The following is a 12,404-nucleotide window of genomic DNA, read 5'->3' as shown; positions in this document are numbered from 1 at the left end:
TCCCGTCAGCGTCAGGCCACCAGCGCATCCAGTTCCGGCAACAGGACGACGCTTTCCTGTTCATTGGGATCGGTGCGGGCGATGACGGCCGAGGACGGGGCGTTGCTCAGATTGGCCGGCAGATGCGGTACGCCGGCCGGGATGTAGAAGAGGTCGCCGGCCTTGACGACGATGTGGTTCTCGAGCCTGTCGCCATACCATGTGTGGACCTCGCCCGAGAGCACATAGATCGCCGTCTCATGGCTTTCATGCAGATGCGCCTTGGCGCGGGCGCCAGGCGGCAGGGTGAGCAGATGCATGCAGATGCCGGACGAGCCGACCGTCTCGGCTGCAATGCCGGCAAAATAGGTCAATCCCTGCTTGCCTTCATAAGTGCTTTCAGGACGGATAAGGTGACAAGTGGGTTTGGGCGACATCGGCAAGGCTCCGGGCGTCGATTGGGTGGGATTGGACGAGTGGAAAGCAACATCAACGCGAATGCAACGGCATTTCATCCTGGGCGGCTGCGAGAGGCAGGCAGCAAGCGATGACGGGACAATCGCCAGCCGTCGTCTCGGCAAGCAGACTTGGCCTTACCTTTCAGACCAATGACGGTCCGGTAGAGGCGCTCTCCAATGTCGACCTGACCATCGGCAAGGGCGAGTTCGTCTCCTTCATCGGCCCATCGGGCTGCGGCAAGACCACCTTGCTGCGCGTCATCGCCGATCTGGAAAAACCGACATCGGGCACGATCTCGGTCAACGGCATGACGCCGGAACAGGCGCGCGAGAAACGCGCTTATGGCTACGTCTTCCAGGCGGCAGCCCTTTTCCCGTGGCGCACGATCGAGCGTAACGTGGCGCTGCCGCTGGAGATCATCGGCCTTTCGAGAGCGGAGCAGGCCGAGCGCATCAAGCGCACGATGGAGCTCGTCAACCTCTCCGGCTTCGAGAAGAAATACCCTTGGCAGCTTTCCGGCGGCATGCAGCAGCGCGCTTCGATCGCCCGCGCGCTCGCCTTCGACGCCGACCTGTTGCTGATGGACGAGCCCTTCGGCGCGCTGGACGAGATCGTGCGCGACCATCTCAATGAACAGCTTCTGGAATTGTGGGCACGCACCAACAAGACGATCTGCTTCGTCACCCATTCCATCCCCGAGGCGGTGTATCTGTCGACGCGCATCGTCGTCATGTCGCCGCGCCCAGGTCGGGTTACCGACATCATCGAATCGACGCTGCCAAAGGAGCGGCCGCTGGATATCCGCGAGACGCCGGAATTTTTGGCGATCGCGGCCAGGGTGCGCGATGGCTTGAGGGCAGGGCACAGCTATGATGATTGAGGGGGCGAACGACCGGCTGGCTCCTCTCCCCAACGGGGAGAGGGTGGCCGGAGCGAAGCGGAGGTCGGGTGAGGGGGCGGCGCCGACGGATCCGACCAAGAGAAATGTCGGGGCAACCGCTCGCGCCCGAAAGCTGCGGTTTGACGAGACCGAAGCTGAATACCGGCTTTGGGGGGAATTGAGAGGACGTCATCTCAACGGCTACAAATTTGTGCGGCAAGTGCCGCTCGGACCTTTCATCGCGGACTTCGTCTGCCGCGAGCAGGGGCTGATTGTCGAACTTGATGGCAGCCAACACGCGGATTCACTGACCGATCCCGCCAGGACAGCCTGGCTGAACGGACAAGGTTATTCGGTTCTGCGCTTCTGGAATCACGAAGTTTTGGCTGAGCGCCGAGCGGTCCTGGATACGATCTTGGCTTGTCTCGACGGAAAGATTTCTACCCCCTCACCCGACCTCCGCTTCGCTCCGGCCACCCTCTCCCCGTTGGGGAGAGGAGGGCGCCCCGCTGGCGAGGCGCGCTAGATGGACACCTTCCGCGAAAAATTCATCCCCGTGACCTCCATCCTCCTGGGCGTGGTGGTGCTCTGGTATGTCTTCGCCGTCATCCTAAACGCGCCCTTCCAGCGCGACCTCGACCGGCGCGCCGGGGAAACCCACGACACCGTCGAATTCATCGGCAAGACGCTGTCGCAGCCCAAGCCGACGCTGCCGGCGCCGCATCAGGTGGCGGTGAACTTCTTCGAGAACACCTTCCTGCGGCCCATCACATCGAGCCGAAGCCTCGTCTACAATGCTTGGGTGACCCTGTCGTCGACGTTGCTCGGCTTTGCCTTCGGCACGGCGCTCGGCATCGTCATCGCGGTTGGCATCGTGCATGTGGCGACGCTCGACCGCAGCCTGATGCCGTGGATCATCGCCTCCCAGACGATTCCCATTCTGGCGGTGGCGCCGATGATCATCGTCGTGCTGGGAGCGATCGGCATCAGCGGTCTGATCCCAAAGGCGATGATCTCGACCTACCTGTCGTTCTTCCCGGTGACGGTTGGCATGGTGAAGGGCCTGCGCTCGCCCGAACTCATGCATCTCGACCTGATGCACACCTACAATGCCAGTGTCTCGCAGACCTTCTGGAAGCTGCGGGTGCCGGCCTCGGTGCCGTTCCTGTTCACCTCGATGAAGGTGGCGGTGGCGGCGAGCCTGGTCGGCGCCATTGTCGGCGAACTGCCGACCGGTGCTGTCGCCGGCATCGGCGCCAAGCTTTTGGCAGGCGCCTATTACAGCCAGTCCATCGACATCTGGTCCGCCCTTGTGGCGGGCTCGGTGGTGGCGGCCCTTCTGGTCATGGTGGTCGGCATAGCCGGGCGCCTCGTTGACCGCGCGATGGGCGGGAGGCCGGCATGAACTGGCTGAAGCCCTCCTGGCAAGCCGTGCTGGCCATTGCGCTGTGCCTCGTCGCCGTCGCGCTCGGTGCGATGTCGAAGCCGGAAGCGGCCGCCCTTGCAGACCCGACAGCAAGCTTCGACTACCCCTATTTCGGGATAAAGACCCCGATGATCGGCCTGGCCGTGCTGGCAGGGCTGATCTCGATGATCAGAATTTCGCCGCTGGCCGAGGCTGCGGTGCTGTTCATCGGCGCTCATCTCGTCGCCTGGATGCTGATCTCGGGCATTACAGGTTTCGAAGGCACGGCATTGGCGCCTTATTTCCTGCTGCTCGCCGCTGCCTGGCTGCTGGCCTGGCGCTGTGTGGCGGTGCTGTCGGGGCTTCGCCCGATGGCAAAAGGGGCGCGGATGGCGCTGCGCCTCATCATCCCGGCGATCTTCGGCGCCTGGATCCTGATCATATGGGAAGCGGTGACGCGTGGCGCCGGCATTCCCTTCATCCTTTTGCCGCCGCCGAGCGCCATCGGTGTGCGCATCGCCAGTTCCCTGCCGGTGCTCGGCGCCGATATCAGGCAGACCATCTTCAAGGCGGTGATCTTCGGTTATGTCATCGGCAGCGGCGCCGGCTTCCTGGTGGCGATTGCGGCCGACCGCGTGCCGTTCCTGCGCCGCGGTCTGCTGCCGATCGGCAATATGGTCTCGGCGCTGCCGATCATCGGTGTGGCGCCAATCATGGTGATGTGGTTCGGCTTCGACTGGCCGTCCAAGGCCGCGGTCGTCATCATCATGACCTTCTTCCCAATGCTGGTGAACACGGTTGCCGGTCTTGCCGCCTCCGGCCATATGGAGCGCGACCTGATGCGCACCTATGCGTCGGGCTACTGGCCAACACTCTTGAAGCTCCGGCTGCCGGCGGCAGCGCCCTTCATCTTCAACGCGCTGAAGATCAACTCGACGCTGGCGCTGATCGGCGCCATCGTCGCCGAGTTCTTCGGCACGCCTGTGGTCGGCATGGGCTTTCGCATCTCGACCGAGGTCGGGCGGATGAACATCGATATGGTCTGGGCCGAAATCGCAGTTGCAGCACTGGCGGGTTCGGTCTTTTATGGCGTGGTCGCTCTCGTCGAGAGAGCCGTCACGTTTTGGCATCCCTCTGTCCGTGGTGGATAGGGCGGTGGGTTCGGGTGTTAACTTCAGAGGGTAAAAACATGAAAAGACTGATCATTCCGATGCTGGCCGGCGCGATGTCGCTGGCCGCGTTCCAGGCAATGGCCGCCGACAAGGTGACCTTGCAGCTGAAATGGGTCACGCAGGCGCAGTTTGCCGGCTACTATGTCGCCAAGGCCAAGGGTTTTTATGAAGCAGAAGGCCTCGACGTCGACATCAAGCCGGGCGGTCCCGATATCGCACCCGAGCAGGTGATCGCCGGCGGTGGCGCCGACGTCATCGTCGACTGGATGGGCGGGGCGCTCGCCGCGCGCGAAAAGGGCGTGCCGCTGGTCAACATCGCCCAGCCGTTCAAGAAGGCCGGTATGGAGCTGGTCTGCCCGAAGGACGGCCCGATCAAGACCGAAGCCGATTTCAAGGGTCACACGCTGGGCGTCTGGTTCTTCGGTAACGAATATCCATTCTACGCCTGGATGAACAAGCTCGGCCTGAAGACCGAAGGCGGCCCGGACGGCGTCACGGTTTTGAAGCAGAGCTTCGACGTGCAGCCGCTGATCCAGAAGCAGGCGGATTGCATTTCGGTCATGACCTACAACGAGTACTGGCAGCTGATCGATGCCGGCTACAAGCCGGATCAACTGACCGTGTTCAACTACTCGGCGATGGGCAACGACCTGCTTGAGGACGGGCTCTATGCCTCGGAAGACAAGCTCAAGGATCCGGCTTTCGAAGACAAGATGGTGCGTTTCGTGCGCGCCTCGATGAAGGGCTGGAAATATGCCATCGACAACAATGACGAGGCCGCGGGCATTGTCATGGACGGTGGTGGCCAGGACGAAAACCACCAGAAGCGGATGATGAGCGAAGTCGCCAAGCTGATCGACAATGCCGACGGCAAGCTCGACCCGGCGACCTACGAGCGCACCGCCAAGGCGCTGCTCGACCAGAAGATCATCACCAAGGCGCCGACCGGCGCCTACACCACAGCCATCACCGACAAGGCGATCAAATAAGCCTTGCCAGGCAATTTCGACCTCGAGAGCGGCGCCTTTGACCAAATGTCAGAGGCGCCGTTCCTTTATGGTGTTCATGACGAAGCTGGTCTCGATCGACGCGACGCATTTCAGCCGCGCGATCTTTTCCTTGATGAAGCGCTCGTACTGTTCGAGGCTGCCGGTCACCACTTTCAACACATAATCGCGTGACCCGGTGACGAGGTGGCATTCCAGTACCTCTTCCCAACCGCGGATGGCGTCTTCGAACATGACGATCTCGTCCTCGTTCTGGCGGCTGAGCCGGACGGTGGCGATGGCGACCATGTTCCAGCCGAAGGCGGCCGGGTCGACCAGCGTGGTATAGCCCCGGATAATGCCGGCCTCCTCCAGCCGGCGTACCCTCCTCAAACATGGCGACGGCGACAGGCCGATGCGCTCCGCAAGCTCATTGTTGGTGATGCGGGCGTCGGCCTGCAGCTCGCGCAGGATCTTGCGGTCGAAATCGTCGGCTATCTTCTGTTGCACTTTTGCTCTCGCTCGGCAATTTGTTGCCGGGATGCAGCCATGCGAGGCCGAAAATAGCAAGGACTGGTGGACCGGGATCGCATAAATTGCTGGACGAGACTCCTCCAGAACGCAGGAAAAGCCATGACCGCGCCGCGCCCGTCGAAAACCCACATCGGCAACCACAAGCTCCATCCGGAAACGTTGATGTTGAGCTATGGCTTCGATCCGCAACTGTCGGAAGGCGCCGTCAAGCCGCCGGTGTTCCTGACCTCGACCTTCGTGTTCAAATCGGCGGAGGAGGGGCGCGACTTCTTCGACTACACATCCGGCCGCAAGGAGCCGCCGAGCGGCACGGCGTCCGGCCTGGTCTATTCGCGCTTCAATCATCCCAACTCCGAGATCGTCGAGGACCGGCTGGCGGTTTATGAGGGAACGGACGCCTGCATCCTGTTCTCGTCCGGCATGTCGGCGATCGCCACCACGCTGCTCGCCTATGCCCGTCCGGGCGATGTCATCTTGCATTCGCAGCCGCTTTACGGCGGCACTGAGACGCTTTTGACGCGCACGCTGTCCGGCTTCGGCATCGGCGCTGTCGGCTTCGCCGACGGCGTCGACGAGAAGGCGGTGCGGGCCGCTGCTGATGCAGCGGTGGCGAAGGGGCGTGTCTCGGTCATTCTCATCGAAACGCCGTCAAATCCGACCAACAGCCTGGTCGACATCGCACTGATCCGGAAGTTTGCCGACGAGATCGGCGCAAGCCAAGGATCAACGCCGATCATCGTCTGCGACAACACGCTGCTCGGCCCGGTGTTCCAGCGGCCGATCGAACATGGCGCCGATGTCTCCGTCTATTCGCTGACCAAATATGTCGGCGGCCATTCCGACCTGATCGCCGGTGCGGCGATGGGCAGCAAGGCGGTGACCAAGCCAATCAAGGCGTTGCGCGGCGCAATCGGCACGCAGCTCGATCCGCATTCCTGCTGGATGCTCGGCCGCTCGCTGGAAACGCTGTCGATCCGCATGGAGCGCGCCAACGACAATGCGCGGCTCGTGGCTGAATTCCTGCGCGATCACGCCAAGGTGGAAAAGGTGCATTACCTGCCGTTCCTGGGCGAGGACACGGCAGCGGGACGGGCCTACAAAGCGCAATGCAGCGGCGCCGGCTCGACATTTTCTTTCGATATCAAGGGCGGAGAGAAGGCGGCCTTCGCCTTTCTCAACGGGCTGCAAATATTCAAGCTGGCGGTGAGCCTTGGCGGCACGGAGTCACTCGCCAGCCACCCGGCGGCGATGACGCACTCCGGCATTCCCTTCGACGTGCGCCAGCGCATCGGCGTGCTGGAGACCACGGTCAGGCTGTCGATCGGCGTCGAGCATCCGGACGATCTTATCGCCGACCTGACGCAGGCGCTGGCAGCGGTCTGACTGCTGACGAAGGTCGGCGGGACAGCACCCCCCTCTGTCCTGCCGGACATCTCCCCCTCAAGGGGGGAGATCAGCAGCTCTGACCATAGCGCCCTGTCTGCAACGCTGGAGATTGGCGAAGGGCGACGTGACATCCAATCTCCCCCCTTGAGGGGGAGATGTCCGGCAGGACAGAGGGGGGTGTGACGGAACTCGGCCTATCCCTTGTCGGTACTCAGCTCTTGTCGCGGATCTGCGTCATCGTCCGCGTCGGCGTGATCGCCTCGGGGTCGAGCCTGATTTCGACGATCGCCGGCTTGCCGCTGGCGCGGGCACGCTCGAAGGCAGGGGCAAAATCTGCCGTGTTCTCGACCGTCTCGCCGTGGCCGCCATAGGCGCGGGCAAGAGCGGCAAAGTCAGGGTTCTTAAGATCGGTGGCGACGACGCGGCCGGGATAGTCGCGCTCCTGGTGCATGCGGATGGTGCCGTAGATGCCGTTGTTGACGACGATTACGACGATCGGCAGGTCGTATTGCACGGCGGTAGCGAATTCCTGTCCGTTCATCAGGAAGCAGCCGTCGCCGGCAAAGGCGATCACGGTGCGGTCGGGATGGAGCGCCTTGGCGGCGACCGCAGCCGGGGTGCCGTAACCCATCGAACCGGAGGTCGGCGCGCCTTGCGTGGCGAAGCGGCGGAAGCGGTGGAAGCGGTGCACCCAGGTGGCGTAATTGCCGGCGCCGTTGGTGAAAATGGCGTCATCGGGCAAAATCTTTTCCAGATAGTTCATGATCGGCCCCATCTGGACCGTGCCGGGGCCGGTCTCAGGAGGCGTCGACCAGTCGAGGTAGGCAGCGTGTGCTTTCGCTGTCTCATCCGCCCAGGCTGGCGTGGAGGTTGGCTTGCGCTTGGCGAAGGCTTCGACGAAGGCTGACGGCGCAGCGTTGATCGCCAGGGTCGGCCGGTAGACACGGCCGAGTTCGCCGGCATCGGCATGGACATGGACCAGCGTCTGGTCGGGGTAAGGGCTCTTCAGCAGCGTATAGTCGGAGGACGGCATCTCGCCCATGCGGCCGCCGATCAGCAGCACCAGGTCGGCCTGCTTGATGGCGGTGGCCAGCTTCGGGTTGATGCCGATGCCGACATCGCCAGCATAGTTCGGGTGCAGATGGTCGAACAGCATCTGGCGGCGGAAGGAGCAGCCGACCGGCAGCGACCAGGCCTCGGCAATGGTGCGCATACGTGCCACCGCTTCCTCGTCCCAGCGTGTGCCGCCGAGGATGACGAAGGGACGCTTGGCCTTGGCCAGAAGCTTTTCCAAAGCATCGAGTTCGGCTTCGCCGGGCCGGGTTTCGACCGGCGTGTGCGGCAAGGCCGCGGGCGCGTCGACAAGACTGGTCAGCATGTCCTCCGGCAGCGAGACGACGACGGGGCCGGGGCGGCCCGATGTCGCGACAGCAAAGGCGCGGGTGACGAGTTCGGGGATGCGCGCGGCATCGTCGATCTCCACCACCCATTTGGCGATGTCGCCGAAGAAGCGCTTGTAGTCGACCTCCTGGAAAGCCTCCCGCTCCTTGGCGTGGCTGGCGACCTGGCCGATGAACAGGATGACGGGTATCGAATCCTGCATGGCAATGTGAATGCCGGCCGACGCATTGGTGGCGCCGGGGCCGCGGGTGACGAAGCAGATGCCGGGCTTGCCGGTCAGCCGCCCCTGGCAGTCGGCCATCATGGCGGCGCCGCCTTCCTGGCGGCAGACAATGGTGCGGATGGGCGAGTCATGCAGCGCGTCCAGCACAGCGAGATAGGATTCGCCAGGCACGCAGAAGATGCGGTCGGTGCCGTTCGCCTCGAGTGCGTCGACAATCAGTTGTCCACCGGTCTTCATCGTCCAGACTTCTCCAGTTCGGCAAGAATTTCTTCGGTATGTTCGCCAAGGCGAGGCGAGGGACGCTCATAGACGAGCGGTGTGCCGGACATCACCATCGGCGCGCGTACGGAGGGCAGACGATTGCCGTGGCCATCGTCGAGGTCGAGGCGCATGCCGCGTGCGATCGTCTGCGGGTCGGCAAACATCTGGCCGATGTCGTTGATCGGGCTCGCCGGCACGCTTGCCGCTTCGAGCTTGGCCAGCAATGGGTCGCGATCCCAATTCTTCAGCGTCTCGATCAAGTGCTCGCGCAACTTCACCCGGTTGGCGACGCGGGCCGGATTGGTGGCGAAATCGGGATTCGCTGAGAGATGGTCGAGCCCGACGGCGGCGCAGAATTTGGCGAACTGGCCGTCATTGCCGACCGCCAGGATGATGTGGCCGTCCCTGACCGGGACAACCTCATAGGGCGCAATGTTCATATGCGCATTGCCCATCTGCACCGGCGCCTTGCCGGAGACGAGATAGTTGAGGTTCTGGTTGCCGAGTGCGGAAATCTGCGTGTCGAACAGGGCCATGTCGATATGCTGGCCTTCGCCGGTCTTTTCGGCATGGCGAAGCGCTGCCTGGATGGCGATCACCGAATAGAGGCCGGTGAAGATGTCCGATATGGCGACGCCGGCCTTTTGCGGCTCGCGCCCGACCTCGCCGGTGATCGACATCATGCCGGCCATGGCCTGGATGATGAAATCATAGCCGGCGCGTGGGGCGTAAGGCCCGTCCTGGCCGAAGCCGGTGATCGAGCAGTAGACGAGCTTTGGATTGATCGCCTTCAGGCTCTCGTAATCGAGCCCGTATTTCTTCAGGCCGCCGAGCTTGAAATTCTCGATCAGAACGTCGGCCGTGGCAACCAGCCGGCGCACCGTCTCGGCCCCTTCCGATGTTGAGAAATCGACGGCGATGGAACGCTTGCCGCGATTGCAGGAATGGTAATAGGCGGCCGACAGGTTCTCGCCATCATGGCTCATGACGAAGGGCGGACCCCATTTGCGGGTATCGTCGCCGCCGTCGGGGCTCTCGACCTTGATGACATCGGCGCCGAGATCGGCCAGCAATTGTCCTGCCCAGGGGCCGGCCAGGATGCGGGCGAGTTCGACGACGCGGACGCCTTTCAGCGGAGGTTCAGCCATAAATCACCTAAAACGGGTCGGAACCGCAGCCTCTATCAACCCGGGATGCCGCTGTCACGGGCCTTGCGGTGGGCCAGCGATGTCAGCGTTTCAACACACCATCGGCCCACGCGGCAAAATCGTTCATGACGGTGTCGCGGTTCACCTCGTTCAGGCTTTCGTGGCGGGTGTCGGCGTAAATTTTTGAAACCAGATTCGAAAAGCCCATCGCGCGCATGCGTTTGGCGAGATGATCGATGCCCTTGCCATACTCGGAGGCCGGATCCTTCTCGCCGCCGACGATGCTGACGGGCAGGTCGCGCCTGATGCGGGCAAAGCCCGCATCCATGCCGCCTTTCTGCGTCATCTCCACGACGTCGCGCCACATCGAGATCGAGGCATCCCAGCCGCACAGCGGGTCGGCAATGTACTTGGCCACTTCAGCCTCGTCGCGCGACAGCCAGTCGAACAGCGTCTTGTGGTTGGGCACCGCCTTGCCCCAGGCCTGGAAGGTCAGTTTGGGCAAGACGCGTGAGGGAACATCGGAGCCGAGCCTGAAGCGCTCATAAGCGAGGATGGCGAGTGCAAGCTGACCAAGCAGGCCTTGTGAGAAATTGCCGTTCCAGATCGCCGCGGCGTGGACGCGCGGCGAGTGCGCCAGCAGGTAGTTGAGCGCCACCGACGCACCCATCGAATGGCCGAACAGGATGACCGGCAGGCCGGGCTGCTCCTTCGCAATCAAATCGTGGACTGCGTCGACATCGGAGATCACCTTGGCCGGGCCGCTTGTGCCGGCGAATCTGCCGAGCGGGGCATCGGGCGCCTTGGTCGCGCCATGGCCGCGATGGTCGTGGACGTAGACATGAAAGCCGCGGGTGCTGAGGTAATCGGCGAAGCGGGCATAGCGCGCGGCGTGTTCGGCCAGGCCGTGATTGACCTGGACTACCGCGCGTGGAGAGCCCCCCGCGTGCTTCACATAGAGATTGAGCGTGGCCCCGGTCGGTGAGGCCAGCGTCGTCTGCTTGTCAAATGCCATGTCTCGCTCCCTTGGCGACTGTTTGGGCGACGGCGTGACCGACGTCAAGGGGAGGTCGAAATCAGCCGGCGTCACTATTGACAGTGTGCTGTCAATTTGGCTATATGACAGCATGCTGTCAAATTACATCGGGAATATGAGCATGAAAACCGTTTCGACCGTTTCGCGCCGCGCGTTTCTGCTGGCGAGCCTTTCATCCGCAATGCTCCTGCCCGGCATTGCTTCCAGCCAGACCAGGGAGACGACCATGAAGACCTCAACCATTGCCGGCCCGCAGGGCCAGCTTGCCGGCTACGACATCAAATCCGGCGGCGGCCTGCCGATCCTGTTCGCGCATGGCGATTGCAGCCGCGCCACACAGTGGAACCGGGTGATGCAGCTCACCGTAGGTGGCCGTGAGGCGGTCGCCTTCGATTTTCGCGGCCATGGCGCATCGGCGCCTGCAGCTGATGCCGACTACGGCTATGACGGCCGTGCCGACGATATTGGTGCGGTGGCCGATGCGTTCGGCCTGAAGCGGTTTGTCCTCGTTGCACATAGCGGCGGCAGTGGGGCCGCGCTCGCCTATGCCGCCGGCCATGCCGACCGTGTTGCCGGCATCCTGCTGGTCGATCCGGCGACCGATCCGCGCGCCCTGCCCAAAGAGATTCGCGACGGGTTCGTGCGCGATCTGGCGGGGCCAAACGGCGGCGATGTGCTAAGCGCTTATTACACCTTGATCGCCGGCTCCAACCCAGATGTCCGCAAACAGGTCATCGCCGATGCGGCGGTGGTCGATCCGGCGGCTCGGGCAGGCGTCGGCAAGGCGCTGGCGGAATGGAATCCCGAACCGACGCTCGACGCCTACCACGGGCCGATCTTCGTGCTGGCCACGGAGGCCAATGACAATGCGGCGGCCCTGTTTCGGCTGCGCAGCCGAATTGGCCACAGAACCGTCGCCGGTTCCGGCCATTGGGTGATGCTTGACGAGCCGGAGGCGGTGGCGGAAGCCGTCAACACCTTCGTTTCCACCATCGAGGCCGGCCAGAAATGACAAGCAGGACCGAAGCGGGAGATGTGCTCACCGAAGTGGTGCTTGCCGTGTTCCGGCTGAATGGCGCGTTTCTCGACGCGGCCGACCGGCTGGCCGAGCCTGCCGGGTTGACGGCGGCGCGCTGGCAGGTTCTGGGCGCGGTGCTGAAGGAGCCGAAATCGGTGGCCGACATTGCCCGCGACATGGGGCTTGCCCGCCAGAGCGTGCAGCGCCTTGCCGACATTCTGGCCGCCGAAGGGCTTGCCGCCTATGCGGACAACCCGGCGCACCGCCGCGCGAAGCTCCTGGCGATGACCGATGCCGGCCGGGCCGCGATCCGGGATATCGGCACGCGCCAGCATGTCTGGGCCAACCGCATCAGCGAGGGCATCGAGGCTCGCGCGCTCGAGACAGCGCTTGATCTGCTGCGTATGTTGACGAAGCGGGTCGAGGAGGGCGGGGTCTGATCGACCGAGCGATTGTTTTTTGCGGCGGACGAAAGAAATCGTAATTCTGACATGTCACACGTTTCTAGCTTGCGCT

Annotated in this window: 13 protein-coding genes; 8 read left to right on the top strand and 5 right to left on the bottom strand. The window is 63.3% G+C overall.

What is annotated here, in order from left to right; translation table 11 throughout:
* Nucleotides 1-11: 11 nt before the first annotated feature.
* Nucleotides 12-416, bottom strand: a complete 405-nt coding sequence (locus tag NKI15_RS24055) for a cupin domain-containing protein (RefSeq protein ID WP_031193071.1) — start codon at nucleotides 414-416, stop codon at nucleotides 12-14.
* Nucleotides 417-526: 110 nt separating this feature from the next.
* Between NKI15_RS24055 and NKI15_RS24050 the strand changes: the two genes are divergently transcribed.
* Genes NKI15_RS24050 through NKI15_RS24030 form a run of 5 tightly spaced genes read left to right on the top strand, consistent with a single transcriptional unit; the run spans nucleotide 527 to nucleotide 4,884 of the window.
* Nucleotides 527-1,318, top strand: coding sequence for an ABC transporter ATP-binding protein (locus NKI15_RS24050; RefSeq protein ID WP_023687997.1), 792 nt, complete (start codon nucleotides 527-529; stop codon nucleotides 1,316-1,318).
* Entirely contained in the window at nucleotides 1,308-1,844 is a 537-nt protein-coding gene (locus tag NKI15_RS24045) for an endonuclease domain-containing protein (RefSeq protein WP_023705579.1), read from the top strand. Before NKI15_RS24050 ends, NKI15_RS24045 begins: the two co-directional genes overlap by 11 nt.
* On the top strand, nucleotides 1,845-2,723 hold the full coding sequence (locus NKI15_RS24040; protein ID WP_023690837.1) for an ABC transporter permease: 879 nt from the start codon (nucleotides 1,845-1,847) through the stop codon (nucleotides 2,721-2,723).
* Entirely contained in the window at nucleotides 2,720-3,874 is a 1,155-nt protein-coding gene (locus NKI15_RS24035; RefSeq protein WP_023682179.1) for an ABC transporter permease, read from the top strand. Before NKI15_RS24040 ends, NKI15_RS24035 begins: the two co-directional genes overlap by 4 nt.
* Before the next feature lie 38 nt (nucleotides 3,875-3,912).
* On the top strand, nucleotides 3,913-4,884 hold the full coding sequence (locus NKI15_RS24030) for an ABC transporter substrate-binding protein (protein ID WP_023682178.1): 972 nt from the start codon (nucleotides 3,913-3,915) through the stop codon (nucleotides 4,882-4,884).
* Between the two features lie 48 nt (nucleotides 4,885-4,932).
* Here NKI15_RS24030 and NKI15_RS24025 read toward each other — a convergent pair whose 3' ends face one another.
* The gene (locus NKI15_RS24025) at nucleotides 4,933-5,391 is read right to left on the bottom strand and encodes an Lrp/AsnC family transcriptional regulator (RefSeq protein ID WP_023682177.1); all 459 of its coding nucleotides are present in this window, start codon (nucleotides 5,389-5,391) and stop codon (nucleotides 4,933-4,935) included.
* A 123-nt stretch (nucleotides 5,392-5,514) separates the two neighbouring features.
* Here NKI15_RS24025 and NKI15_RS24020 point away from each other — a divergent pair, with 123 nt between their 5' ends.
* On the top strand, nucleotides 5,515-6,798 hold the full coding sequence (locus NKI15_RS24020; RefSeq protein WP_023688001.1) for a cystathionine gamma-synthase family protein: 1,284 nt from the start codon (nucleotides 5,515-5,517) through the stop codon (nucleotides 6,796-6,798).
* A 214-nt stretch (nucleotides 6,799-7,012) separates the two neighbouring features.
* Here NKI15_RS24020 and NKI15_RS24015 read toward each other — a convergent pair whose 3' ends face one another.
* The 3 genes from NKI15_RS24015 to NKI15_RS24005 all read right to left on the bottom strand — a co-directional run bounded on the left by NKI15_RS24015 (nucleotide 7,013) and on the right by NKI15_RS24005 (nucleotide 10,849).
* Nucleotides 7,013-8,662, bottom strand: coding sequence for a thiamine pyrophosphate-binding protein (locus NKI15_RS24015; RefSeq protein WP_023699629.1), 1,650 nt, complete (start codon nucleotides 8,660-8,662; stop codon nucleotides 7,013-7,015).
* Entirely contained in the window at nucleotides 8,659-9,834 is a 1,176-nt protein-coding gene (locus NKI15_RS24010; RefSeq protein ID WP_352515171.1) for a CaiB/BaiF CoA transferase family protein, read from the bottom strand. The genes NKI15_RS24015 and NKI15_RS24010 overlap by 4 nt, the downstream gene beginning before the upstream one ends.
* Before the next feature lie 82 nt (nucleotides 9,835-9,916).
* Nucleotides 9,917-10,849, bottom strand: coding sequence for an alpha/beta fold hydrolase (locus NKI15_RS24005; RefSeq protein ID WP_352515170.1), 933 nt, complete (start codon nucleotides 10,847-10,849; stop codon nucleotides 9,917-9,919).
* A gap of 142 nt (nucleotides 10,850-10,991) precedes the next feature.
* Between NKI15_RS24005 and NKI15_RS24000 the strand changes: the two genes are divergently transcribed.
* Both NKI15_RS24000 and NKI15_RS23995 read left to right on the top strand, forming a co-directional pair.
* Nucleotides 10,992-11,882, top strand: coding sequence for an alpha/beta fold hydrolase (locus NKI15_RS24000; RefSeq protein ID WP_198024389.1), 891 nt, complete (start codon nucleotides 10,992-10,994; stop codon nucleotides 11,880-11,882).
* Complete coding sequence (locus NKI15_RS23995; protein ID WP_352515169.1) at nucleotides 11,879-12,328, top strand: MarR family winged helix-turn-helix transcriptional regulator; 450 nt, start codon at nucleotides 11,879-11,881, stop codon at nucleotides 12,326-12,328. The genes NKI15_RS24000 and NKI15_RS23995 overlap by 4 nt, the downstream gene beginning before the upstream one ends.
* The last annotated feature ends 76 nt before the right edge of the window (nucleotides 12,329-12,404 follow it).

It is taken from the genome of Mesorhizobium sp. M0862 (assembly GCF_040319795.1).
GTDB lineage: Bacteria > Pseudomonadota > Alphaproteobacteria > Rhizobiales > Rhizobiaceae > Mesorhizobium.
This window is presented reverse-complemented; position numbering and strand designations above follow the sequence as displayed.